21 protein-coding genes are annotated in these 25138 nt (G+C 35.2%); 8 read left to right on the plus strand and 13 right to left on the minus strand.

Annotated features, from left to right (window positions below):
- Positions 1-2: 2 nt before the first annotated feature.
- From KUI_RS04130 to KUI_RS04140, 3 genes are read left to right on the plus strand one after another with little or no spacing between them, the layout of a single operon-like run.
- Positions 3-1388, plus strand: coding sequence for an efflux transporter outer membrane subunit (locus KUI_RS04130; RefSeq protein ID WP_013522588.1), 1386 nt, complete (start codon positions 3-5; stop codon positions 1386-1388).
- Complete coding sequence (locus KUI_RS04135; RefSeq protein WP_014840374.1) at positions 1385-2131, plus strand: pyridoxine 5'-phosphate synthase; 747 nt, start codon at positions 1385-1387, stop codon at positions 2129-2131. Before KUI_RS04130 ends, KUI_RS04135 begins: the two co-directional genes overlap by 4 nt.
- On the plus strand, positions 2121-2711 hold the full coding sequence (locus tag KUI_RS04140; protein WP_225971968.1) for a nitroreductase family protein: 591 nt from the start codon (positions 2121-2123) through the stop codon (positions 2709-2711). Before KUI_RS04135 ends, KUI_RS04140 begins: the two co-directional genes overlap by 11 nt.
- A gap of 40 nt (positions 2712-2751) precedes the next feature.
- On the opposite strand, the gene KUI_RS04145 is transcribed toward KUI_RS04140, so the two are convergent.
- The 6 genes from KUI_RS04145 to KUI_RS04170 are packed head-to-tail and all read right to left on the minus strand — an operon-like array spanning position 2752 to position 13780.
- Positions 2752-4200: an NAD-dependent succinate-semialdehyde dehydrogenase gene (locus KUI_RS04145; protein WP_013522591.1), complete on the minus strand. Its 1449-nt coding sequence runs from the start codon at positions 4198-4200 to the stop codon at positions 2752-2754.
- 60 nt (positions 4201-4260) lie between these two features.
- On the minus strand, positions 4261-5649 hold the full coding sequence (locus KUI_RS04150; protein ID WP_081482429.1) for an efflux transporter outer membrane subunit: 1389 nt from the start codon (positions 5647-5649) through the stop codon (positions 4261-4263).
- Positions 5624-8683, minus strand: a complete 3060-nt coding sequence (locus tag KUI_RS04155; protein ID WP_014840377.1) for an efflux RND transporter permease subunit — start codon at positions 8681-8683, stop codon at positions 5624-5626. The genes KUI_RS04150 and KUI_RS04155 overlap by 26 nt, the downstream gene beginning before the upstream one ends.
- Before the next feature lies 1 nt (position 8684).
- Entirely contained in the window at positions 8685-11759 is a 3075-nt protein-coding gene (locus KUI_RS04160; protein WP_014840378.1) for an efflux RND transporter permease subunit, read from the minus strand.
- On the minus strand, positions 11759-12847 hold the full coding sequence (locus KUI_RS04165; protein ID WP_013522595.1) for an efflux RND transporter periplasmic adaptor subunit: 1089 nt from the start codon (positions 12845-12847) through the stop codon (positions 11759-11761). The genes KUI_RS04160 and KUI_RS04165 overlap by 1 nt, the downstream gene beginning before the upstream one ends.
- A gap of 3 nt (positions 12848-12850) precedes the next feature.
- Positions 12851-13780, minus strand: a complete 930-nt coding sequence (locus KUI_RS04170; protein ID WP_013522596.1) for a DMT family transporter — start codon at positions 13778-13780, stop codon at positions 12851-12853.
- 100 nt (positions 13781-13880) lie between these two features.
- Here KUI_RS04170 and KUI_RS04175 point away from each other — a divergent pair, with 100 nt between their 5' ends.
- Genes KUI_RS04175 through xth form a run of 4 tightly spaced genes read left to right on the plus strand, consistent with a single transcriptional unit; the run spans position 13881 to position 17630 of the window.
- Positions 13881-14570 (plus strand): hypothetical protein, encoded by a 690-nt coding sequence (locus KUI_RS04175; protein ID WP_013522597.1) that lies wholly within the window; start codon positions 13881-13883, stop codon positions 14568-14570.
- Positions 14571-14574: 4 nt separating this feature from the next.
- Positions 14575-15540 carry a Bug family tripartite tricarboxylate transporter substrate binding protein gene (locus KUI_RS04180; protein WP_014840379.1) on the plus strand — a complete coding sequence of 322 codons (966 nt, stop codon included), beginning with the start codon at positions 14575-14577 and terminating at the stop codon, positions 15538-15540.
- A 6-nt stretch (positions 15541-15546) separates the two neighbouring features.
- Positions 15547-16854 carry a sigma factor gene (locus KUI_RS04185; RefSeq protein WP_013522599.1) on the plus strand — a complete coding sequence of 436 codons (1308 nt, stop codon included), beginning with the start codon at positions 15547-15549 and terminating at the stop codon, positions 16852-16854.
- Positions 16848-17630 carry an exodeoxyribonuclease III gene (gene xth / locus KUI_RS04190; RefSeq protein ID WP_013522600.1) on the plus strand — a complete coding sequence of 261 codons (783 nt, stop codon included), beginning with the start codon at positions 16848-16850 and terminating at the stop codon, positions 17628-17630. Before KUI_RS04185 ends, xth begins: the two co-directional genes overlap by 7 nt.
- 8 nt (positions 17631-17638) lie before the next feature.
- Here the strand turns inward: xth and KUI_RS04195 are convergent, their stop codons facing one another.
- The 4 genes from KUI_RS04195 to KUI_RS04210 form a co-directional block, all read right to left on the minus strand.
- The gene (locus KUI_RS04195) at positions 17639-18310 is read right to left on the minus strand and encodes a SecDF P1 head subdomain-containing protein (protein WP_014840380.1); all 672 of its coding nucleotides are present in this window, start codon (positions 18308-18310) and stop codon (positions 17639-17641) included.
- A gap of 90 nt (positions 18311-18400) precedes the next feature.
- Positions 18401-19126, minus strand: coding sequence for a pseudouridine synthase (locus tag KUI_RS04200; protein ID WP_013522602.1), 726 nt, complete (start codon positions 19124-19126; stop codon positions 18401-18403).
- Between the two features lies 1 nt (position 19127).
- Positions 19128-19466, minus strand: coding sequence for a P-II family nitrogen regulator (locus tag KUI_RS04205; RefSeq protein WP_013522603.1), 339 nt, complete (start codon positions 19464-19466; stop codon positions 19128-19130).
- Position 19467: 1 nt separating this feature from the next.
- Complete coding sequence (locus tag KUI_RS04210; protein WP_013522604.1) at positions 19468-21105, minus strand: NAD+ synthase; 1638 nt, start codon at positions 21103-21105, stop codon at positions 19468-19470.
- A 68-nt stretch (positions 21106-21173) separates the two neighbouring features.
- Here KUI_RS04210 and argH point away from each other — a divergent pair, with 68 nt between their 5' ends.
- A complete protein-coding gene (argH, locus tag KUI_RS04215; protein WP_013522605.1) occupies positions 21174-22580 on the plus strand; it encodes an argininosuccinate lyase in 1407 nt (468 codons plus the stop codon).
- Here the strand turns inward: argH and KUI_RS04220 are convergent.
- The 3 genes from KUI_RS04220 to recA are packed head-to-tail and all read right to left on the minus strand — an operon-like array spanning position 22552 to position 25102.
- Positions 22552-23598, minus strand: a complete 1047-nt coding sequence (locus KUI_RS04220) for a glycosyltransferase family 9 protein (RefSeq protein ID WP_013522606.1) — start codon at positions 23596-23598, stop codon at positions 22552-22554. The two genes, argH and KUI_RS04220, sit on opposite strands and share 29 nt — an antisense overlap.
- A 2-nt stretch (positions 23599-23600) precedes the next feature.
- On the minus strand, positions 23601-24029 hold the full coding sequence (locus tag KUI_RS04225; protein WP_014840381.1) for a regulatory protein RecX: 429 nt from the start codon (positions 24027-24029) through the stop codon (positions 23601-23603).
- A 2-nt stretch (positions 24030-24031) separates the two neighbouring features.
- Positions 24032-25102 carry a recombinase RecA gene (recA, locus tag KUI_RS04230; RefSeq protein ID WP_013522608.1) on the minus strand — a complete coding sequence of 357 codons (1071 nt, stop codon included), beginning with the start codon at positions 25100-25102 and terminating at the stop codon, positions 24032-24034.
- Positions 25103-25138 lie beyond the last annotated feature (36 nt).

Genomic DNA, 25138 nt, shown 5'->3' on the forward strand with positions numbered 1-25138 from the left:
TTATGAAATTTATTCGATTGTCTATCATTGCCAGCACTGCGTTTCTAACGGCTTGCAACTTCGCACCTAAATATGAAACTCCAGATATTTCTCTTCCTGATACTTTTAATAACAATTCTACTAACCAGGTTTCAGTTGCGAATTTAAAGTGGGAAAGTTTTTTTGTAGATCAAACATTAAAAAAACTTGTTCAATTAGCATTGGAAAACAATCATGATCTCAAACAAGCATCGCTTAACGTGTTAGCAGCCCAATCGCAATATGGAATTTCAGTTTCAGAGTTAATTCCAAAAGTAGGGGCATCTTTTAGGCAAAATGTATCTGAGGTACCCAGAGCAGGCATACAAAGAACATATATTGTGGGATTGGGTATAAATAATTTTGAAATTGATTTTTGGGGAAAAATAAGAAATCAAAATGAATCCGCCCTTCAAAAATATTTTGCAACTGAGTCTGCTCAAAAAGCTGCTCAGATAAACCTAATCGCAGCAGTTGCAAATACTTATTTTGCATATGCGGTTTTAAGTGAAAATGAAAAAATCATTAGAGATATTCTTAACTCATACAACACTACTTATAATCTAATCAAACAAAAATTTAGTGTAGGTCTGGCTTCACAACTCGAATTGAATCAAGCTCAATCATCAGTTTTAACCGCTCAAAGCAAACTTGAAGAGACTCTTAAAAATAAAGCTCTTACATATAATGCATTGCAACTAATGACTGGTATTTCATTTAAGGATGTTCTGAATTTGAATAATCAGACTAATGTTTTTAATAAAAAAATAGTTCAAGACTTGCCTCCAGGTTTGCCTTCATCATTGCTAACAAGACGACCAGATATTATTGCTTCTGAACATAACTTAAAATCAACTTATGCGGATATAGGTGCCGCTAGAGCTGCTTTTTTTCCTTCCATTTCATTAACTGGATTGTTTGGGTTAGTTAGTGGTGATTTAAATAAATTATTTACACCTAACCATGAAACTTGGAATTTTACTCCTACGGTAACATTGCCAATCTTTGCAGCAGGTGCTCTTAAAAATGCCAAAGATTTAGCAACTGTTAGAAAAGAAATTGCAGTTGTAAACTACGAAAAAACCGTTTATACCGCCTTCAAGGAAGTTAATGATGCTTTGATTACTATCGAATCAAGCGAGAATCAATTAAAAAACTCTTCTGAACAAGCAAAATTAATGGAGCAAAATTCAAAACTTGCCTTTATGAGATATGAAGCTGGCATTGATAATTTTTTACAAGTCCAGCAAGCACAATTAGGCGTTCTAAACTCTAAACAAGCATACCTAAATTCTCTTTTGCAAAGTCTTCAAGCTAAAGTTAATTTATATAAAGCTTTAGGAGGCGGATGGGAGCAATCAACCAAATGATTAAACTAGGCGTAAATATTGATCATGTAGCAACCCTTAGACAACAAAGAGGAACTCTTTATCCAGACCCCATAGAAGCTGCTTTGTTGGCTGAATCTGCTGGGGCAGATTTTATTACTTTACATTTACGTGAAGATAGAAGACATATCCAGGATAAGGATGTTTTCGAAATGAAAGACAGGCTTTTGACTCATATGAATCTTGAATGTGCTATCACCGAGGAAATGTTGAGCATTGCCATAAAAGCTAAACCTAAGGATGTATGTCTTGTACCTGAAAAAAGGGAAGAGCTAACTACTGAGGGTGGGTTAGATGTGGTAACACATTTTGATTTAATTAAAAGTGCAGTGAGTAAATTATCTGATTCTGGGATTAGAGTTTCATTATTTATAGACCCCGATGTAAATCAAATTAAAGCCGCATATGATGCTGGTACGAAAATTATTGAACTCCATACGGGAGCATATGCAGAATTGTCCGATAAGTCGAGTGGGGCAGAGGTAAATACTGAATTAGAAAGATTAAAAACATGCATAAGAGAGGCTAAAACACTAGGTCTCAAAGTTAATGCAGGTCATGGACTAAACTTTAAAAATGTTGTTCCCATCATTAAGTTAGAAGGTATTTCTGAATTAAATATTGGGCATTCTCTTATTGCACAATCTGTTTTTGATGGACTTTATAAAGCCGTAAGTGACATGAAAGCATTGATTAGATTAAATGAGATTTCCTATGGAAAATAAATTAATTACTTCAATTATTAACCGTTCTTCGATGAAAGATATTGCAGATCCTGCACCAAGTATGGATGAGCTGAATCTTGCTTTCAGAGCTGCTATGGCTGCACCTGACCATGGAAAACTTAGACCATGGCGATTTAAGGTGATTGAGGGCAGGGAAAAGATTCTTAAATTTACTAATTATGCTATCGATATTAGGCAGAATTCTGACCAACGTATGCCTGAAGATAAAGTAGAAATCATAAGAAAACTATATTCTAAAGTTCCTATGATTATTTTAGTTGCATGTCATATGGACTATCAGAACACTAGAATCCCCGAGGATGAAAGAGTTATATCAACTGCGTGTGCAACTATGAATTTAATCAATTGTCTTGAAAGCATGGGGTACGGATTGTTTTGGTCTACTGGTATTGCCACATATTTTGATGAATTTCAATCAGCCATAGGTTTTAATTCATTGGATTATAAATACATGGGGATGATTTTAGTTGGTACACCTCAGTCGGAAAAACCAGTAAAAGATAGACCAGATGTTGCCGATCATGTTGAATTTTGGGATGGAACTTTTAAAAACTTATAACTATTTTATTTAGTGATAAATCCGTTATTCCATATTAAATTTAGATACCAGAAATCAATATAAATTTAATTTCAACATAGTCATCAATACCGTATTTAGAACCTTCACGACCTAATCCAGATTGTTTAACTCCTCCAAAGGGAGCAGTTTCATTGGTGAAATTGCCCGCATTTATACCTACCATACCATACTCAAGCTCTTCAGATGTCCTGACTACACGCCCTAAATCTTGAGTATACACATATGAAGCTAAACCATAGGGTGTATCGTTTGCCATGGTTATAACTTCAGCTTCAGTTTCAAAAGGTATTACAGCAGCTAAAGGTCCAAAATTCTCTTCATACACAACCTTCATATCCTTATTTACATTAGTAAGGACTGTAGGCTCAAAGAACAGACCTCCCAACGAAGATACTTGACCGCCAACTTCAACTTTGGCTCCTTTAGATAATGCATCTGCCACATTTTCCTTAATCTTAATTAAAGCATCTTCATCTATTAAAGGACCAGTAGTGGTATCAGCATCAAGGCCAGAACCTAGCTTCAAATTTTTAACGCGAGCTAAAAATCCTTCTAAAAAATCCTGATATATGCCTTTTTGCACGTATATGCGATCAGCACAGGCACAGGTCTGTCCCGCATTTCTAAATTTACTGACTATAATTCCGTCCAAAGCTTTTGTTAAATCTGCATCATCATAGATGATAAAAGGTGCATTGCCACCTAATTCAAGTGAAACTCGTTTAACAGTGTTCGCACATTGTGACATAAGCCTTTTACCAATATCAGTTGACCCTGTAAAACTAAAATGTTTAATTCGATCATCTGTAGTTAATAGGTTGGCAATATCATGGCTTTTTGACGTAATTACATTAAACACTCCCGCAGGAAATCCAGCATTATGAGCCAATGAAGCCAGTGCAAGGGCTGTAAGAGGGGTTTTAGAAGAAGGACGCAATATAAAACAACAGCCTGCAGCAAGAGCTGGAGCCGCTTTACGCAATATCATAGAACAAGGAAAATTCCATGGGGTAACTGCTGCACAAAGACCTATAGGCTCCTTGGTCACGATAACCCTACGGTCATCGGAGGGTCTTGGTATAGTATCTCCATATATTCTCTTTGATTCTTCGGCAAACCATTCGATATATGCGACCCCTGACATTATTTCACGTTTAGCCTCTGCTAAAGGCTTACCTTGCTCAATAGTCATAATACGGGCTAAATCATCTATATTCTCCAAAATCAGCTCATACCATTGTTTAAGAAGTTTGGCTCTATCTTTGGCAACTAGTTTTTTGTATGTTTTTTGAGATTCTGCAGCTTTATTAATAGCATTAAGGGCTTGTTCTATAGATAAATCAGACACATGGGCAATAACTTCCCCAGAAGCTGGGTTAGTTACCTCGAAATTTTTATCGGTGACAAACCAATTTCCATCGATATATGAATTTGACTGAAAGAGAAGTTTATTTTTAAGCTTATCCATCTAATATAGTTCCGTAGATAACTTTACATAATATACATTATGCGAATAATATAACAAGGTTTATAAATGACCGCCAAGTGCTTTTATAAGTTCGATTTGATTTTGAACGAGCTTTAATTTTAAATTTAAATTTTTAATCTCGGCATTAATATTGCTGTTTTGTACTTGGATTACATCTAAATAACTTACAAGTCCTGCCAAATATTGGTTATTTGTAATTTCAAGGGATTTTCTAGAAGCTTTTAATGCTTCAGATTGCAAATCTAATTCTTTAGATGTCATTTCAATTTTTGTTAAGGCATTTTCTACATCTCTAATCGCTTCAATAACGGTTTCTCTGTACACTGCCACGCTAAACCTATAATCAGCTTTAGCCGAATTAAGAGCTGCTCTTTTGGACCCACCATCAAAAATTGATAAAACCAATGCTGGTCCCAACGACCATACAGTTGCAGGCGAACTGATTAAATCATTTATGGCAATAGCTTGATTAGCTACAGAAGCACTAAGTGTTAAATTTGGAAACCATGCAGATTTAACTACTCCGATTTTATAATTCGCTTCCTGAACTCTTTTTTCCGCTATTTTGATGTCAGGTCGCATAGCAAGTAATAAACTTGGATAAGAAACAGATATTTTCGCTGGTAATAACTCATATCTCTCAGACTCAATCCTGAATTCTCCAGGTGTTAGCCCAATCAAAGTAGAAATAGCATTTTCTAACTGAATTCTTGAAGATTGGGTTGCCACCAATTCTGCCTTTGCATTTAAAAGCTGTAGGTCACTAGATATTACATCGGCCTTTGCTATAACTCCTTGATTATATAGATTTTTATTTATATGGTTAGATTTTTCTAAATACGAAATAATTTTTTCTAATGCTGATATTTTTACATCAGTTTCCCTTAAGGAAAAGTATGTATTAGCTAATTGTGCTTGCAAACCTAATTGAGTTTGTTCGATAGTTAATGATTGAATCTCACTATCAAGCCTTGCTATATTAGTTTTATCGCTAAGTTTTCCCCACAAATCAATTTCCCATTTCAAGCTAGACCCATAATTAAATTTATCAGATTCTGCTCTGTTAGATCCTCCAGATTTAGAAGCTGATGCATCTAGGCCTACTGATGGGAAATATGAAGCTTGAGCTGATTTTATTTGTGCATTACTAGCTTCATACTTAGCGACAGCTTGCTCAATTGTGTAATTTCTAATATTTAATTGATTGATAAGTGTATTTAGAAATTTATCTTCAAATGCCGTCCACCATGGCTTATTAAATTCAGTAAATTTTATTTGATCAAAAGCCACCCAACGACTAGAACTCATAAAAGAGGCTTTATATTTCTCTGTCATATATACATCTGGCACCTTATATTCAGGTGCCATCGAACAGGCTAATAAACTTGTACAAATAAATAGACTATACAGTTTTTGCCTTATATGCATTCTTTTTCCTGTTGAAAATTTTATCTAAGTACACATACATCACAGGCGTTGTGTAAAGGGTTAATAGTTGGCTCATTATTAATCCTCCCACTATAGTAACACCTAGTGGCTGTCTCATCTCTACCCCTGCTCCAGTCGCTAATATAAGTGGCAATGCCCCGAAAATCGCCGCAAATGTAGTCATCAATATAGGTCTAAATCGAACAATACATGCTTCATATATAGCCTCTTTTGAACTTAACTTCTCTCGTCTTTGCCTATCTAAAGCAAAGTCAATCATAATTATGGCATTTTTCATTACTATACCAATTAGTAAAAACACCCCAATAAGGGCAATAACTGAAAATTGCATATCTACCAATTTAAGAGCTAGGAATGCACCAATTCCAGCCGAAGGTAGTGTAGAAAGTATGGTTAGTGGATGAATAAAGCTCTCATATAAAATACCCAACACTATATAAAGCATAAATATCGTAAGAAGTAGCACCAATGGTTGTTGCTTGGTAACTTCTTTAAATTTATCCGCAGACCCAGCGAACTTAGCTTCAATTTGATTAACAGGCACCCTGAGAGATTTGATAGTATGCTCTATTGCAGATGTCGCTTGATCTAATGTCACCCCCTTTGCCAAATCAAATGTAATCGATTGAGAGAGCATGCCATTATTTTGTTTAATTCTTGTAGAAGTATTGCTAACTTCAAGCTCAGCAAAAGCACTTAAAGGTACTAATTCCCCGTTAGGCGTAAGAAAATTAAGCTCCTCAAGATCAGAAATTTCTTCTGCATATTTTTTTGAAGCTGATAGTATGACTTTATATTGATTCAAATCTTTATAAATTGTACTTACCGATCTAGAACCATATAAATTGTTTATGGTGTTAATGAGTAGTCGCATGTCTACCCCCATATTTTTAGCCTTCTCTCTATCTATTTTTAATTCAACTTGAAGGGCCCTATCCTCTCTTCCATTAGATACATTAACAATTTCAGGTATTTTCTTGAATGAATTTCTAACAAGATTTCCCCATTTTTCCAATAATCTTAAGTCAGAACCTCTTAAGCTATATTCGTATAAAGCTTCTTCTTGCTGTCCACCCCCTACACGAATATCCTGTTGAGGTACTAAACTGACCCTAGCCCCAGATACCCCAGTTAATTTATTTCTAAGTTTTTCGACGACTTGTTTTGCACTTAATTCCCTATCCTTAAATGGCTTAAGTTGCACAGTAATGTAACTAGTGGACGCACCACCTCTTCCACCTACATAGCCACTAACATTTTCCACATTAGGGTCACTCAAAATAATATCCCTATATGCATGAAGTTTAGGTATCATCGTCTGAAAAGAAGTCCCTTTGTCTACTTTAAATGAACCCCTCAACATACCAGTATCCTGTTCAGGAAAAAGCGTTTTAGGAAGAGAGCTAAATAGAACAACATTAAGAACTAAAACACCCATAAGTAAAAGCAAAATTACAAATCTAAACTTAAGTGCCAGTTTCAGAGTACTTTTATAAAACTTCAAAAATATATTTTCATTTTGGGTGGCAATGTTTTTTTTCTTTAATACGTGAGCACATAAAGTCGGGGTTAAAGTTAGAGATACCAATAATGAGATTAAAACAGCCGAAGACAGGCTAAAAGAAAACTCAAAAAAAAGACGGGCTAGCATCTCATCTAATATTAGCAGTGGTAAAAAAACTAAAATTAAGGAGATACTCATAGTTAAAACGGTTGTACCTACTTCTTTTGCCCCTTTATTTGCCGCATCTTTTGGCGAATAGCCCATGTCAATATAACGAGATATATTTTCAGTGACTACTATAGAATCATCCACTACAAACCCTGAAGCAACGATTAAGCCCATCAGAGAAATAATATTTAAAGAAAACCCCATAAAAAACATACAAACAAAAGTACCCAATAAAGAAATGGGTACCGCTACTGCGGGTATTATGGTTGCTCTCCAGCCTCTTAAGAAAATTAATACAATTATGATTACCAGCATCACAGAGATTAATAAAGTTAATTCTGTCTCATGAAGAGTTGCCCTTATGCTAGGGCTTCTATCCTGGGATATATTTAAATCTACTCCATCTGGCAATGAAGCTTTTACTTCTTTAATTTGATTTCGAATTGAATCTACAGTTTTTATTACGTTAGCTTCTTCTTGCTTTCTAACTATCAAAGTAACAGCTTCTTTTTTATTGAAAAAACCATGATTAAATTCATCTTCAACTGAATCAAAAACTTCTGCTATATCCTTTAATCTAATAGCGTTATTTGCATTCCATTTAACAATTATTTTCTTATATTCGTTTGCTTTATTTAAGGTATCAGATGCACTTATAAGCCATTGATGGTTGTTATTAACTATGGACCCTCGAGGTGATAATTTATTTGAATTTGCTATAGCATTTTGTACTTCAGATATGCTTATACCATAAGAGCTTAACTTTTTGGGGTTAACTTCTACTCTTACAGCAGGCATGGATCCCCCACCTACATCAACCTCTCCTACTCCTTCAACTTGCGAAAGCCTTGGAGCTAGGATATTAGAAGCAATCTCATATAAAGAACTTAACTCCATGGTTTCTGAACTTAAAGTCAAAACCATAATTGGAATTGATGAAGGATTTAACTTCTTATAAATAGGTGGGGTACGCATATTAGAAGGAAGTTGAGGCTTTGCTTTATTAATGGCTGCTTGAACTTCTCTGGCAGCATCATTAATGTCTTTTGACATTTTAAAAATAGCAAATACTGTAGTCCTACCTGAAGAACTACTAGATGAAATTTGATCTATACCAGATATAGTACCTAGGGCTCTTTGAAGAGGCATTGCCACACTAGTAGACATAGTTTCTGGACTTGCACCAGGAACACTAGCAGTTACAAAAATCGCAGGTATAGCCATGTTTGGAAGTGGAGCTACTGGCAATTTAAAATACGTAAATATCCCGGCCACTAACATAGCAACAGCTAATAAAGTAGTTGCTATTGGTTTATTTATAAATGGCTCAGATAGGTTCATTTCACTTACTCTTAACCAACCTATCAAAATAAAGATAAATTACTGGTGTTGTAAACAAAGTTAGAATTTGGCTAAGCATTAAGCCTCCAACCATTGTTAAGCCAAGGGGTGTTCTAAGCTCCGCACCTACTCCAGTTGAAAACATTAGTGGAATCGCAGCGAATAATGCTGCCAGAGTTGTCATAAAGATAGGTCTAAACCTAAGCAACGCCGCCTTTTTTACAGCTTCAATTGGTTTTAATCCATGCACTCTTTCTTCATTTAATGCAAAATCGATAACCATAATAGCGTTTTTCTTTACTATACCAATTAAAAGAATAATTCCAATTATGCCCACCATATCCAATTCTCTACCTACCAAAATAAGTGCAAGAAGTGCACCAATAGTAGCTGATGGCAATGTAGATAAAATCGTTATTGGATGAATAAAACTCTCATAAAGCACACCCAATACTATATACATAACGAAAATAGCTGCCAACAAAAGCCAAATCGTATTTTTTTGAGAATACGCATACGCCTTTGTGGAGCCTTGGAGATTCATATAAACGCTTGCAGGCATTTTTATAGCCGATTGAATTTTCATTATTTGTGGAATAATGTCTGAAAGTGCATATCCGTTATTCACATTAAATGAAATCATTACTGATGGAAATTGATTAACTCTTTGTATCTCAAGGGTTGTTTTCCCCATTTGAATGTCAGCCAAGTCTGTTAATTTAAGTAAAGATCCACTAGTTTGAGACTTTATAAATATATTTTTCAAATCCTGAGGACTAGTGCTAAATTTTGGATCTATTTCTATAACAACTCTGTATTGGTTAGATTGAGTGAACACGGTTGATATAAGTCTTTGACCGTAAGCGTTGTATAAAGCCTCATCTATTTGGGATATAGATAAACCCATCTTGGAAGCCAAGTCACGATTTATATTTATAAAAAGTTCCAAACCATTGTTTTGAAGATTATCAACAACATCCCGTACCCCAGATATGTCTTTTAATTTATTTTTAAAAGGGGATATCCATTTATTTAATTCTTCAGCATCAATAGATGACAACGTTAATTGATAGCGACTTTGAGAAATCACTGCATCTAGGGCTAAATCCTGATTTGGAAGGATAAAGGATTCAAGTAGAGGATGTTGATTCGTAGTAGTTTTAAGATTTTCTATAATGGCTGGCAAATCACCTCTTTGTGTGTGAGGCTTTAATGAAACTTGCATTCTAGCCTTATTCATTGAGGTATTACTATTATCCACACCAACATAGGAAGTTATAGATTTTACATTTGGGTTTTTTAATAAATCATCTATGAGACTGTTAATATCACGGGTCATTTTGATAAATGACGATGATTGATCTGAAGTGGTAATTATTTGAATTTCCCCAGTATCTTGCTCAGGAAAAAATCCTTTAGGTATATAGATGTAAAGAAAAACAGTTAAGCCCAATGTTGATAAAGCTATAAGCAATGTAATAAATTGATTTCGTAATACCACATCGAGGGCTTTTGAATATAAAGAAATTATTCCATCTATATACTTCGAGGTAACACCGTGAAAACCTTTGTATTGCTTAGTATCGGCGATGTTGTTTTTATCATTTAATAACCGAGCACACATCATAGGAGTAAGTGTTAGAGAAATAAATAATGAAATTAATATAGCTACCGCCAAAGTGATTGCAAATTCACTAAATAACCTTCCTAATATGTCCCCCATAAATAAAAGCGGAATTAAAACAGCAATTAATGAAAAAGTTAGTGAAATTAATGTAAACCCAATCTCTTTAGAACCCTTAAGAGCCGCATTCAAAGGTGAATCACCCTCTTCTACATGTCTTGCTATATTCTCAATCATGACTATGGCATCATCAACCACAAACCCTGTAGCAATAGTCAAAGCCATCAAAGTTAGATTATTAATGCTATAACCCAAAAAAAACATAACAATAAAAGTTCCAATAATTGATAATGGAACTACGATTGAAGGTATTAAAGTGGCAGTAATGCTTCTTAAAAATATAAACGTGACTATCACTACTAATGCAATAGAGAGCAAAAGTTCATTTTTCACATTATCGATTGAAAGCCTAATTGATTCCGTTCTATCCCCCACCACCTGAATATCTATTGTTTGTGGCAATGATGCCCTTAAATCAGGCAATACTTTATAAATTTCATCAACTACATCTATAACATTTGCACTTGGCTGTCTTTGAATATTTAGCAGTATCGCTTGTTTATTATTAATCCAAGCCGACTGATATAAATTCTGTGCATCTCTTACAACCTTAGCAACCTGCCCAAGTCTTAAGGGAGAATTATTTTGAAAACTTATGATTAAATTTTCATAATCTTCTACAGATTGCAATTGGCTTTGAGCGTGAATTACAGTAGATTTTTGTTCACCATTTAATGTACCAAGGGGTGCGTTAATGTTGGCCTGTGATATTGCAGACCTTAAATCTGCAAATGTGAGTCCACTATTTGCTAGCAATACTGGATTAACCTGGATTCTGTATGCAGGTTTCTGACCACCAGCAACGTTTACCAATCCTACACCAGAAATTTGAGAAAGATCTTGTAGAATTCTAGTTTCAACTAAATCCCTAACCTCATGTAGTGGCAATGTATCCGATGTAATAGCTAATGTGATGACTGGAGTATCAGCAGGATTTACTTTGTTATAAACTGGTGGCGATGGTAATTCGCTAGGGATACTGTTCGAAGCTGTATTTAGTGCCGCTTGAACCTCTTGTTCAGCTACACTCATCTCAACATTTAAAGCAAATCGAAGTGTTATTAAAGAAACTCCAGCAGAACTTGTTGATATCATCTGTTCCAAGCCAGACATCTGCCCCAATTGCTTCTCTAAGGGAGAGGTTATCAGTTTCTCAATAATTTTGGGACTTGCACCAGGAAATTCAGTTGTAACTTGAATCGTGGGATAATCGACGTCGGGCAATGCAGAAATGGGAAGATTTTTATAAGTGAATAAGCCTGCAATAAGCAAAGCTATCATAATCAGAGTAGTTGCTATTGGTTTTTTTATAAATCCTTCGGAAAAATTCATTAGTCCACTACATCTACACTAGACCCATCCTTAAGTCTATCAACACCCTCAAGCACCACCCTATCATTTAAATTAAGCCCTGATAAAATCTGAGTTAATCCCTTATATGAAATTCCAAGCTTTATAGGTACTAATTCAACATTTTTACTTGAGGTAATCCTGAATACAAAAGCCCCTTGCTTTCCATATTGTATAGCTTCATTTTTAATAGCCAAAGCATCTTTAAATTCTTCTACTATCAACTTAACACTTACAAACTGATTTGGAAACAGCATGAACTCTGAGTTATCAAAACTTGCTTTTAGTTTCACAGAGCCTGTTTTTGTATCAATTTGATTATCCATTGAAACCAATTTACCAGTTGAAATTAATTCTCCATTTGAAGCTTCAACCAAATCAACTTTTAGTTCAACACCCTTATAAAATTTAGGTGCTACCTTAGAAATATATTTGTCAGGAATAGAAAATTCGACTTCCATTGGATTAGTATTAATAATGCTAACTAATCCACCTTCACTATTAGTGGTGGCAATATTTCCTACATCAATTTGAGAAATTCCAAGCCTGCCATCAATAGGTGCTTTCACCGTAGTGTAATCTAAATTAATTTGGGCTTGAGCTACTTGAGCTTTAATCCCTTTAAGCTCTGCATCTAGTTGATTAACAAGGGCTTGTTGCTTTTCAACTTGTTGTCTTGCTATAGAATCTTGTTTAAATAAAATCTGATATCTTTTTAAATCCTTTTGAGCAGTAATTAGTTTAGATTCCAACACTAAGGACTGAGCTTTAATTTGATTTAATTCAGCTTTATACGTGCTTGAATCTATTTCAAACAAAGGGTCTCCAGCATTTACAAAATCTCCATCCTTAAAAAATTTTTTAGTAACTGGACCAGAAATTTGAGGTCTAACAATAACTTTCTCTGAAGGTACGGCATTACCTATAGCATCAATCGTAAGATACAAATCAGCTTTTATCACATTAACGGCTGATACTAAATTTGAATCCCTTATTTTTGCTTTATCTTGAGCAATTGAACTAAACGAAACAATACAAGCAATGAATAAAAACAAATACTTACGTATCACAACTTATGACCTCTTATTTCTATATCTTTTAGCTAGATACTCTCCCAATGCAGATAGGAAAGCACCTACTACTACAAGACACGCTCCTAAATATGCCAAGAAATTTAAATCAGGGGTCTTAAATTTATCTGGATAAATTAAAGCAGCTATATGGGCAAATATTATTGTGGCAATGGGTAATAACGTAAGCACAGTACTTACCTTAGCTACTTCCCAGCGTGCAATAGCTTCACCGTATGCCCCATAAGCAAATATAGTGTTTAAACAGCAAAATACTAATGCCCAAATACCATATGTAGATAGCCCGTTTAGCTGGTTAAAGTCAGCTATGGGTAGATAGCAAATAAAACAACCTGTATAAACTAAAAGTAGAATTTGTTGGGATTTAATAACTTTTAGTAGTACCTTTTGTGCCATTGCATATATCACCCAGATCATAGCGGCAAATAAAGCAATAAAAATCCCAAAAGAATACTCGTTATAAGAAAGGAATGCTTCATATCTCTGATTGAAAAACAAAGCCAAACCAATAATCACAATTATTAAACCAACTATATTAGATCTCTTAACAGTTTCATGAAATATAACTACTCCCGCAAATATCATAAAAAACGAATTTAGGGGATTGATAACTTGGCTAGTTTCAGCTGGAATAAAGTTTAATGCATAGTTAAATAAATAAAAGTTAGCTGCTAATGCAAGCACCCCCATTATTAAAATAAACCAGTCCTTTTTAGATAAACGACGTAAATTAGGTAACTTTTTGGAAAACAGTAATATAAAAAATAAGGCTATTGAAGCTGTAAAAAATCTAAAAAACACTATAGTTTCTGCGTTCATCTCAGCTAATAAGCCTTGAAGTGCAATAGGTAATAAGGCCCAAAGCGTCACAGTTACTAACGAAAATAAAAATCCAGCAAGTGGTTGATACACAGGAATTATCCTAAATAGTAAAATTCACAAACGAAACATTCTACTCTTTAGATATGTATATTTAAAGATTATTAACCCTTAATTTGAGTAAGATTTTTTAATGAAATTTGGAAGAATTCTCATTGCTTTTTTAATTGCCGTTCTAGCTACTTTAGCTGTAAATACATTTTTTAAAAAACAATACCCTGCCGATATATCTCAGGATTTATTTGATCAATGTTTTTTTTCAAGACCAAAAGCTGATTCTAATAACAGGGAGCAAGAAGTAAAGTTTTGTAAAAAGGCAGTTTCCGAATTCCAAAATTCAGTACCCTATGATGCATATGAGGATTTTTATCAAAACCTTTATGAGAACTACAAAAGAGCGTTTTCTCATAAATACCGGAATGAAGACTTATTTACAAGCATCTCCCCTTCTGATAAATCCATTTTCAATGTTATGGATACTACTATTTATAAAGATGCCTCAGCTGAGCAGGGGTTTATGGAAAGTTCTAGGGTTTATTTTGACCCAGCTCGTTTTGAAGAGCATTTTAATAAAGACCAAACTTATAGGACGATTGATAGGAATATTGCCATAAATATATGTATGGTTTTTATATATGGACAGAATTACAAAACGTTTCCAGCACAAGAAGATCAGTTTAAATTATGTGAAAATAGGTTTAATTTTTTGCAAAATACACTATCATTTAAGGAATTTCTGAATTCAAAATTTGATTATTCAGGTCAAAATAAAGAAAATCTCTACTACAACACACTGTATGGAATTCCAACCAAAGAGGATTAATTTCATGAATTTAAAACGACTTTTATTATCTTCAGCTTTTTTATTAAGTTCTGCGGTTGCTATAGCCTCTGATGTGTGGCCATCTAAAGAGCTTCATCTTATAGTACCATTTGGTCCTGGTTCTAATCCTGATCAGATTTCTCGCATGGTAGCCTCTGAAGCTAGTAAGTCATTAGGTCAAACTATTGTGGTAGAAAATAAGCCTGGTGCAGGAGGAAATATAGGAACTGCTGCTATTGCAAATGCCAAACCTGATGGCTATACCTTTGGTATGAGTATAAATGGACCACTAGTTTACAACCAGTATATTTACGACAACTTAAAATTTAATGCTGATACTGATTTATCCCCTCTTACACTAGCTGTCACTCAACCAAATCTTATTGTAGCCAGCAAAACTTTTGGTGTTAGTACACTAGAAGAACTTATAAACAAACTTAAGGCTGAGCCTGGTAAATATAACTTTGCTACTGTAGGAAAGGGCTCTGGCTCACACCTTACTAGTGAGTTATTTTTAAAGGGTACTGGAACCGAAGCAGTAGCAATTCATTACAAGGGCTCGCCTGATGCAGTTAATTCCCTTCTAGCAGGAGACACTCAATTTGCCTCTATGAATCCTCCGTCAGTTATGCAATTAGTTAAAGATGGGAAATTAGTTGTTCTTGCTCAAGCATTTGACAATAGAAGTCCTGCGTTGCCAGATGTACCTACCATTAAGGAAACTGGTGCAGGGGATATCACAAGCGAAGCTTGGAATGGCTATGTAATTTCAAGTAAAGTAGACCCAGATGTAAGGACAAAATTACAAAAAGCTCTTTTTGATGCTTTGAGTAATCCTGAAATAGCTGAAAAATTAAAATCACAGTATATGACTCCTATCCCTAGTTCTCCTGAAGATTTTTCGAAGAAAATGGAATCTGAAAAATTAAAATGGAAACCGATTATTGAAAATTTAAACCTTAAAAAATAGTTTTCCATGAACGAGCAAATACTTAGTAAAGAGCTTCTTGCTGTTGCCCAAGGTAACCGCAAGGCTTTAAAAAATATTTTCAACATCGAATCTGATAATCTTTATACTTTTGCATTACAAGTTTTAGGTAAAGAAGAACTAGCCCAGGAAGCGGTTATAAATGCATTTATTGCCATATGGAAAAATGCTAGTTTTTATAATGAGAAATTAAATTCCAGGGGGTGGATCTATACAATTTTCCGCTTTGGTTTAAATCAAATTGCAAAATCTCATCTAAACTCCCTACACCCCTCTCCCACCGTTGTACATAATTTACAGAGGGAAGTTGAACAATTTAAATCTGATGGGTCATTTTATAGGGTTTTTGAAGAGCTACCTTTACACACACAAACTAGCTTTTTGACACTTTACTTTTCCCCACATCACGTTAAGGATATTGCTAATGCTTTAAGTATGAGCGAGGAGGAATTACGTAATTCCATAAAAATGGGAGTAAAGCACTTATCCTCAAATCTTAGCGGGCTTAATACTGCTCACACACTTAATAGCAAAATTGGCGAACTAATTCTTGGAACTCTTTCAGAAGAGGAAGAGCACGAATTGAATGGAAAAATTGCTATAGATCCAGAAGCTGACCTTTTTACCTACCAGTGGGAGAATCTATATTTAGAATTTCTAAAACAAATTCCTTTAAAGAGGGTTCCAAAAAATCTTTGGTTAAAAATTCAAAAAGCCATTCTTAAGTTAGATTCAGGTGAATCAGAAGCTATAAAAGAGCTAGATGAAAGCATAAATCTAGAGGATAAAGTTGTAGATTCTAAAACTTCTTCTTTCTCTAAACCCATATATCTCATAAAAAAATGCTGGATTAGTAGAACATTTTGGAGACTTACTAGTCTATTACTAACTGCATTCATAATCTGGATTCTTGTATCAAATCCATTTACTAATCAGCCAAAATTTGTGTCCATACTTAATCAGTCGAGCTCAAATCAACTGGCTTATCTTATAAAAGTAAATAATTCCCTGGAGATTATTCCTGCTATTAGTCAAAATGTCGACTCTAAAAGTGACTTAAAACTATGGCACTTAAATGCTAGTGGTTATTTAACTCCATTGGGTATTATTAATCCCAATTCAACAACTAAAATTAAAAATAATTTGAGTATTACCTCAGGTGACTCATTTATCATATCCTTAGAACCTAAATCTGCAGTAACTTCTGTAGCAGAGACATTAAATACCAGTCCCGATTTAAATCACTCTCAGGTACCAGGTCCTACACTTTATAGCGGGAAAATTGCTAAATGGTAACCCTAACTGTTGCCAGCTGGAATGTAAATTCTCTTAACGTCAGGCTTGATCAAGTTTTAGATTGGTTAAGAGAGTTTGATGTAGATTTATTATGCCTACAAGAGTTAAAGATGGAATCTCAAAAGATAGACTCCTCTCTTTTTGAGTCTATAGGTTATGGTATCTATGCTTTGGGACAAAAGACATATAACGGGGTAGCTCTAATTTCAAAACATCCTATAACCGATTTAGTAGAAAATTTACCCAACTATGAGGACCCACAAAAAAGACTTTTAGCTGGAACACTAAGTATAGATAAAAAACAAGTTCGGATAGTTAATGTATATTGCCCTAATGGTAGTGATTTAGAAAGCCCAAAATTTTCATACAAAATGGAGTGGTTTTCTGCACTTAGAACTTATATTGAAGACCAGTTAAATACAAATGAAAATTTAATACTGACTGGTGACTTTAATATTGCCCCAAAAGATGAAGATATCCATCCAAAATATCTTGGACCTATATTGATTTCACCACAAGAAAGAGCACATTTTGAAGCATTGTTAGATTTAGGTTTAGTTGATACTTTTAGGCTTTTTGAACAAGAGCAAAATTCTTTTAGTTGGTGGGATTATAGGCAATTTGGCTTTAAAAGAAATGCTGGGCTTAGAATCGACCATATACTTGCAAGTAGTTCTCTAGGTAAAAAATGCTATAAAAGCTGGATAGATAAAAAACAAAGGGCACATGAACGCCCTTCTGATCATGCACCCGTTTTAGCAGAATTTAAGTTATAAGTTCTACTTTAATCCCCATCAAGAATACGACGCTCTAAAGTTTGAGCTGCACTAGCACTTTTCATTGGAATAGCTATAGAGCCGTTTGAAATCATCTGGTCTATAGGGAAAATAGCGACCAACTTTTGTTTCATAGTAGCAATATAAAATTTACCGATATTATTTGCACTGTGGCGACTCAATTTGCGAGCACCTTCATCATTAAGTTGAAGTTTTACATGCGGTCTATTGAATTGGTCTACAACTGCAAGTGCATCTTGTAAGTCGTTATACACAATGGTTTGTCGAGGATCTACATAAACAGTTGTATTGCCCTGTTGAACAGGTGTGAAACCCTGAACAGGCTCAGTGGAACCTACATAAATTACGAAAGTAGAAGACGATTTAGCAGGAGGGGCTTGAGTAATTGGAGTAAACGACTGACCTGCTTGTGGGAATTGTGGAACAGCTGTACCTTGACCTTGTGGTAAGTTTTGAATGTTAGCCGCAGGGATATTATTATTTGGTACAAATGATGATTGCATCTGATCAGCACTTGGTACTTGTACTTGTGGAGCATTTGGTACTTGTACTTGTGGAGCATTTGGTACTTGTGGTTTCTCCTCACCAAGAAAATTGTCTATAGATTCACAACCAGAAAGGAGTACAGCAAGGGACACAAAACAACTTTTATAGTTCATAAAATCCTCTTTCAAAATGGGGGTTCAGTTTATTTTAAGTGTAAAACTAATTATTTCAATAAAGTTTAAATTGTTTATTTTGTAATTTGATTACAAAAACCTTTCAAATGGCTTGAGATATCTCCACTTTCCTGTAGGTAAGTCAGCCAAGGTCACATTACCCATACGAACTCTTTTTAAACCTATTACTTTCAATCCAACTAACTCACACATACGTCGGATTTGCCTCTTTTTCCCTTCCCATAGAATAAATCTGAGCTGATCATCGTTAATCCACTCCACTTCTGCATCTCTTAGAGGTTGACCGTCAAGGCTTAATCCATGATTTAATAATTGAAGCCCTCTTTCGCTAAGTTTCCCTTCAACCCTGACTATATACTCTTTTTCAACTTCAGAGTCTTCTCCTATAAGTTGTTTGGCAATGCTTCCGTCCTGAGTCATCACAAGTAATCCCTGCGATTCAATATCGAGCCGCCCAGCAGTAGCTAACCCTTTTAGATGAGATTCAGAAAATTCATTATGAACCCTATCGTACTGGTTGGCTTTTGTAATAAGTGATAGAGCCGACTTATAGTTTTTTTCAGGTTGAGAAGAAACATATCCAACAGGTTTATTAAGGATTATCGTTACCTGTTTTGATTTGCTCTCTAGTGCTTTTTTATCTAAAGTTAATTTTGCGTTTGGTAAGACCTTGGTTCCTAGGGATACAACATTACCATCAGCTTTTACCCACCCTCTTTCTATAAATACATCTGCCTCACGACGAGAGCATATCCCCTGTTCACTTAAAAGTTTTGAAACTCTTACCTTTTCCATACTATATGGCTTCTTCTCCAGTTTCACCAGTACGTATTCTAACAACTTGCTCAACATTGGTAACAAAAATTTTTCCATCACCAATTTTTCCAGTTCTTGCAGCCTCTACAATGGCTTCAAGAGCAGAATCCACCTCCGTATCCTTTACTAAAAGTTCAATTTTTACTTTTGGAAGAAAATCTACCGCATACTCGGCACCTCTATACAATTCTGTGTGTCCTTTTTGACGTCCAAAACCTTTAGTCTCAGTTACCGTAAGCCCAGTTATACCAACCTCTCCTAAGGCTTCTCGAACCTCATCTAGCTTAAATGGCTTAATAATTGCAGTTACTAATTTCATATTAAAACTTATATTTGTGTGTTACAGGAACATTCCATCCGCTAAAGAAAGAACGCTTAGATATTTTAGGACCAAGTGCAGCCTGCCTTCTTTTGAACTCGCTTATTTTTAAAAGTTTTGAGGTTTTATCTATCTCTTCAGGACTTAAGCTAGTAGTAATTTTTAGCTCAGAAGACGATTTATCATTTAATACAAGGCCATCTATTATTTGGTCCAAAACATCATAAGGTGGCAATGAATCCTGATCCACCTGCCCTGGTGCCAATTCTGCACTTGGGGCCCTTTCGATAATACGTTGAGGGATAGTTGAAGATTGAGAGTTTCTCCACATTGCCAACCTATAAACTAAGGTTTTTGGAACGTCACTAATAACAGAAAAGGCACCGACCATATCACCGTAAAGTGTGCAGTAGCCAGTGGCCGATTCCGATTTATTTCCTGTACTTAAAACCAGTGCATTTTTTTTGTTAGCCAATGCCATCAATATCACGCCCCTAACACGTGCTTGAAGGTTTTCAAGTGTGACATCTTTAGATTGAGTCTCTATTTGTTCAAGTAAAGGTTTTAATGAATCGTGAATTACTTGATACATTGGCCTTATAGGGACTATGTCATATTTAACTTTTAGAGTACTACACATAGTCTTAGCATCGTCATTAGACATTTGGGCTGTGAATTCCGACGGCATAGATAATGCGTGACAGTTTTGAGCTCCAATAGCATCAGAGGCAATGGCTAACACTAAGGCGGAATCAATACCTCCAGAAAGCCCCAAAACAATCTGAGAAAAATTATTTTTTCTAATATAGTTATTAGTCGCTAAGCATAATGCCGACCAGATTTCAGCCTCAAGGCAATCAAGTTCATATAATGTTTCTGAATTTAAAGAATTTGATGAATACTCAATAAACTCGTGATGCGTAACTTCATCATCAAAAATAGAAATTTCAAATACATTAAGACCCTGCTTAAATCTAGTGCCCAAGGCCCTAACTTCTCCATCTTCACCCATAACAAAACTCGTACCATCAAAAACGCACTCGTCATGCCCGCCCAAAAGATTGCAATACACTACCTTTAGGCCTTTGGAACAGATATGCTCTTTTAATAATTCTACGGTTTCGTTAAATGATTCTGTGTGATATGGTTTTGCATCTAATACAATTGCAAATTGCGAAACCTTAGAAAGTGCTTTATCTACTAGTTCAGGTTTCATCCATGAGTCACCTGAAAATATAGCGTATCCAACCCTTTTGTCATTTTCAGTTGTGGTTACGAATAATTCGCTATCTAGACCCATGTCGTGTGTTACGGGAATTTGTGGCCTGCTCTCTACTAATTTTAAGGATGAGTAGACGCTATTATTATCATTATCAAAAGACGTGGTAAAAATACTCCCACTAAACGAGTCTGCTACTACCCTACCAAAATGGTCAACAGTTTGGAATTCCTTGTTTAAGTAATCTTCTCTAAGCATCAAGCCATCTGATCCATATCCAGAAAATGAGAATTTAGGATAAACCAAAACATCTATATTATTTTCTTTGGCAATAGTTAAATAATCTGTCATGAGCTTTTCATTGCCATCGAAATCGCCTGTTATAGGGTTTAATTGAGCAAGTCCGAATCGGATATACATTACTTAATCCTTGTAATTTATTTGGTTCTCACAATTATAATGATAGTTTTAACTTCAAGGTAAAGCTTATGAACGATAGTACAGAAAACCAATTCGACAAAAAAAATAAAGCTTGGTCTGCACGATTTTCAGAGCCTATGTCTGAACTAGTAAAAAGGTATACTGCCTCTGTATTTTTTGAACAAAGGCTTGCACCTTTTGATATTCAAGGCTCCTTGGCTCATGCTGAAATGTTAGCTTCTGTGGGAGTTATAAGTAAAAAAGATTTTGAAGATATTACTAAAGGTCTAAACCAAATTTCCTCTGAAATAAAAGAAGGGCATTTTTCCTGGTCTTTGGATTTAGAAGATGTACACCTAAATATTGAAAAACGTCTAGTTGAACTTATAGGAGATGCAGGAAAAAGGCTACATACAGGCAGATCTCGAAACGACCAAGTAGCCACTGATATTAGATTATGGCTTAGGGCTGAAATTGATATTGCCACAGAATTACTAAAAAAATTACGAAAAACTCTTTCCGAATTGGCAATAAAATTTAGTGAGGTTATTTTGCCAGGATTTACACATCTACAAGTAGCACAGCCTGTAAGTTTTGGACATCACATGCTTGCATATGCTGAGATGTTCGGAAGAGATTTAGACCGTCTGAAAGACTGTAGAAAGCGTACAAATACTTTGCCTTTGGGGGCGGCCGCATTGGCAGGTACTAGCTATCCATTGGATAGACAGAAGGTCGCTTCTCTACTTGGTTTTGAGGATATAACTCATAATTCACTGGATTCAGTTTCTGACCGCGATTTTGCTATTGAATTTTGTGCAGCATCAAGTATATGTATGATGCATATTTCACGACTTTCTGAAGAGCTTGTTTTATGGATGAGCCAGCAGTTTAGTTTCATAGCATTGCCAGATAGGTTTTGTACTGGAAGCTCTATCATGCCTCAAAAGAAAAATCCAGATGTTCCTGAGTTAGCTAGAGGTAAAACTGGGCGAGTTTATGGGGATTTATTATCTCTTCTAACACTTATGAAAGCCCAACCTCTAGCATATAACAAAGACAATCAAGAAGACAAAGAAGCTCTTTTTGATGCGGCCGACACACTTAGAGACACCTTAACTATATTTATAGACATGCTGTCAGGATTAGAAGTTAACGAAAAAAATATGAATGTAGCTGCATTTAAGGGGTTTGCTACTGCTACGGACTTAGCAGATTATCTTGTAAAAAAAGGTGTGCCTTTTAGAGATGCACACGAAGTTGTAGCAAAAGCTGTAAAGGATTGCGAATCTCATGAAAAGGATATTTCCGAGTTAAGCCTAAATGAATTGAAAAATTTGAATACTTTAATTGAGCAGGATGTTTTTGATGTTCTTACACTTGAAGGATCCGTCAATTCAAGACAGTCACTTGGTGGTACAGCTATAGAAAATGTAGTTAAGGAAGCTAATTTAATATTAAATGATGAGCGATAAACTTTTGTATTTCTATATAACTCTCGTCAATATTTAATTTTGAAAAATCATTCCCCTGCTCTGAACTTAAGGATATGGATAGTCTATTAGGTTCAGAGCTACAAACAGTCCATCTCAAAGCGTTACTAGATTTAAAATTCGGGAAAAAACCTATGTTTGGAATATTCAATAACCCTGCAATATGTAGTGGTCCTGTAGAACCAGCTATAAAAACTGATGTGGTTGAAATAATATGGACAAAATCAACCAATCCATAATTACTTTCATATATAAAAACTTTATCTAAATATTTTTTATCTAAATAAGTTACAACATCAGCTGCTTTAAAGCCCTCATTTGGACCAGTTGTAAGCACAAGTTGCACATCGAAATCGCTTAATATATTTTGAATTAACTTTGCAATATGTGAAGGTGGCAATGTTCCAGCAGTACCACCAGTCGTCACATGAACAAATATCCAAGGTTTTTCTGAATTTAATCCAAGTCTCTCTAAAACAATTTCTTTATAATTTTTTTGTAAAACTAGATATGGGGGCTCTATATTTTGTATATCGCTAACACCAACACATCCAAGAAAATATCGTGCTAAATCAAGATTATATTCATATTCAGGCTTTAAATTATAAGATCTTTTTTGTCGGAGTCTATGGTTATGAAATATCTGAAATAGCTTTGTAGCAGGTGCGAATCTGTGAGGGATTTTAAGTTTATTTACTAGTTTTGTATTATGCCATGTTGAATAAAAACATATAGAAGAGTCAAATTTGTGTGCTTTTAAAATTTTATAAAACTTTTTTGATTGTTCTGGTGTGACTTTGGGATTTATGTGCCTGCCATCCAGACTAATATCCACTATAACCTCATCGATATAAGGACAAATAGAAGCCAGTGGGGCTACATAATCTGAAACCAATGCGGTAATTCTAAGATTTGACAATGAAGATTTGAGTAGTTTTAGTGCAGGCCATATAAGTGCAAAATCACCTATCTTATCGTTCCTAATTACAAGCAAGTTCATAATTAATCTATTACTTTCCTAATAATTTCCGAGGTAAAGCCACGTGATAGTAAAAATCTATACTGTTTTGATTTGGTTTTAATGTCAGAAGATTTCTCTCCCTTGAATTTACTCATCCATATAGATTTTGCTAACTCATACTCATCTATATCAAAATATCTATCAAAGTTAGTTAGTATATCTTCACTTAGCTTATGCTCTTTAAGAGCTTGCTTAATTTTAGATTTGCCCCACTTACTTGCGTGTGTACGAATAAAAAACTCTAAGAATCTAAGGTCTGATTGCAAATCAACCTTTTGTAAATAAGATATAGTTTCTTCAATTTCGTCCTGATTATCGGTATATCTTGAAAGTTTTGAGGTCAGCTCAAATGCAGAATGCTCTCTTCTATATAAAAGCGAGATGGCCCTGTGCTTTAAATTTACTTCCAAAATTAATCGTCCATACCAGCAATTTCATCATCCGAATCTGAGTGTGACATATCTGTAAAGATATCAGAGCCACCAACCCCCATGGCTTCTCTAATTTTGCCTTCGATTTCCTGAGCAAGTTCAGGATTGGATTTTAGATACTCCCTAACGTTATCTTTTCCTTGTCCAATTTTATTTCCGTTATATGAAAACCAAGAGCCTGCTTTATCGACTATGCCTGCTTTAACGCCCAAGTCGATAATTTCACCTTCACGCGATATACCTGTTCCGTACATAATGTCAAATTCAACCTGCTTAAATGGAGGGGCAACCTTATTTTTAACTACTTTTACCCTAGTTTCGTTACCGATAACTTCATCTCCTTTTTTAATAGAGCCTATACGACGGATATCTAAACGTACAGATGTGTAAAACTTAAGTGCATTACCCCCTGTGGTGGTTTCAGGACTACCAAACATAACCCCAATCTTCATGCGAATTTGGTTAATAAAGATAACAGTGCAATTAGTCCTTTTTATGGAAGCCGTAAGTTTTCTAAGAGCCTGACTCATAAGTCTAGCCTGCAACCCGGGAAGGCTATCACCCATATCACCTTCCAATTCAGCTTTAGGTACTAGTGCCGCAACTGAGTCCACTACAATCAAGTCAATAGAGCCAGATCTAACCAAAGCATCGGTAATCTCTAAGGCCTGCTCACCCGAGTCTGGCTGTGAAATCAACAATTCATCTAAATTTACTCCAAGCTTAGCTGCATACTGAACGTCTAATGCATGCTCTGCATCTATAAAGGCACAAGTTCCGCCTAATTTCTGCATCTCTGCAATCGCTTGCAGTGTCAGGGTGGTCTTACCAGATGATTCTGGCCCAAAAATTTCAATTACACGACCACGAGGCAAACCACCAACACCAAGTGCAATATCTAGACTTAGAGATCCTGTTGAGAAAACTTGAATATCATGCTCTACTTCACTATCTCCGTAACGCATGATAGAACCCTTACCGAATTGCTTTTCAATTTGAGCTAAGGCTGCAGTAAGAGCTTTTGCTTTCTCCTTATTATTTTTATCTTCCATAATTCCGACTCCTTATTTGTAGTTAGAAATATTATG

The sequence above is a fragment of the Taylorella equigenitalis ATCC 35865 genome, assembly GCF_000276685.1.
Lineage (GTDB): Bacteria > Pseudomonadota > Gammaproteobacteria > Burkholderiales > Burkholderiaceae_B > Taylorella > Taylorella equigenitalis.

Coding starts and splice junctions, on each gene's coding strand:
- KUI_RS04130 (WP_013522588.1), top strand. CDS start 3: ATGAAATTTATTCGATTGTCTATCATTGCCAGCACTGCGTTTCTAACG.
- KUI_RS04135 (WP_014840374.1), top strand. CDS start 1,385: ATGATTAAACTAGGCGTAAATATTGATCATGTAGCAACCCTTAGACAA.
- KUI_RS04140 (WP_225971968.1), top strand. CDS start 2,121: ATGGAAAATAAATTAATTACTTCAATTATTAACCGTTCTTCGATGAAA.
- KUI_RS04145 (WP_013522591.1), bottom strand. CDS start 4,200: ATGGATAAGCTTAAAAATAAACTTCTCTTTCAGTCAAATTCATATATC.
- KUI_RS04150 (WP_081482429.1), bottom strand. CDS start 5,649: ATGCATATAAGGCAAAAACTGTATAGTCTATTTATTTGTACAAGTTTA.
- KUI_RS04155 (WP_014840377.1), bottom strand. CDS start 8,683: ATGAACCTATCTGAGCCATTTATAAATAAACCAATAGCAACTACTTTA.
- KUI_RS04160 (WP_014840378.1), bottom strand. CDS start 11,759: ATGAATTTTTCCGAAGGATTTATAAAAAAACCAATAGCAACTACTCTG.
- KUI_RS04175 (WP_013522597.1), top strand. CDS start 13,881: ATGAAATTTGGAAGAATTCTCATTGCTTTTTTAATTGCCGTTCTAGCT.
- KUI_RS04180 (WP_014840379.1), top strand. CDS start 14,575: ATGAATTTAAAACGACTTTTATTATCTTCAGCTTTTTTATTAAGTTCT.
- KUI_RS04185 (WP_013522599.1), top strand. CDS start 15,547: ATGAACGAGCAAATACTTAGTAAAGAGCTTCTTGCTGTTGCCCAAGGT.
- xth (WP_013522600.1), top strand. CDS start 16,848: ATGGTAACCCTAACTGTTGCCAGCTGGAATGTAAATTCTCTTAACGTC.
- KUI_RS04195 (WP_014840380.1), bottom strand. CDS start 18,310: ATGAACTATAAAAGTTGTTTTGTGTCCCTTGCTGTACTCCTTTCTGGT.
- KUI_RS04200 (WP_013522602.1), bottom strand. CDS start 19,126: ATGGAAAAGGTAAGAGTTTCAAAACTTTTAAGTGAACAGGGGATATGC.
- KUI_RS04205 (WP_013522603.1), bottom strand. CDS start 19,466: ATGAAATTAGTAACTGCAATTATTAAGCCATTTAAGCTAGATGAGGTT.
- KUI_RS04210 (WP_013522604.1), bottom strand. CDS start 21,105: ATGTATATCCGATTCGGACTTGCTCAATTAAACCCTATAACAGGCGAT.
- argH (WP_013522605.1), top strand. CDS start 21,174: ATGAACGATAGTACAGAAAACCAATTCGACAAAAAAAATAAAGCTTGG.
- KUI_RS04220 (WP_013522606.1), bottom strand. CDS start 23,598: ATGAACTTGCTTGTAATTAGGAACGATAAGATAGGTGATTTTGCACTT.
- recA (WP_013522608.1), bottom strand. CDS start 25,102: ATGGAAGATAAAAATAATAAGGAGAAAGCAAAAGCTCTTACTGCAGCC.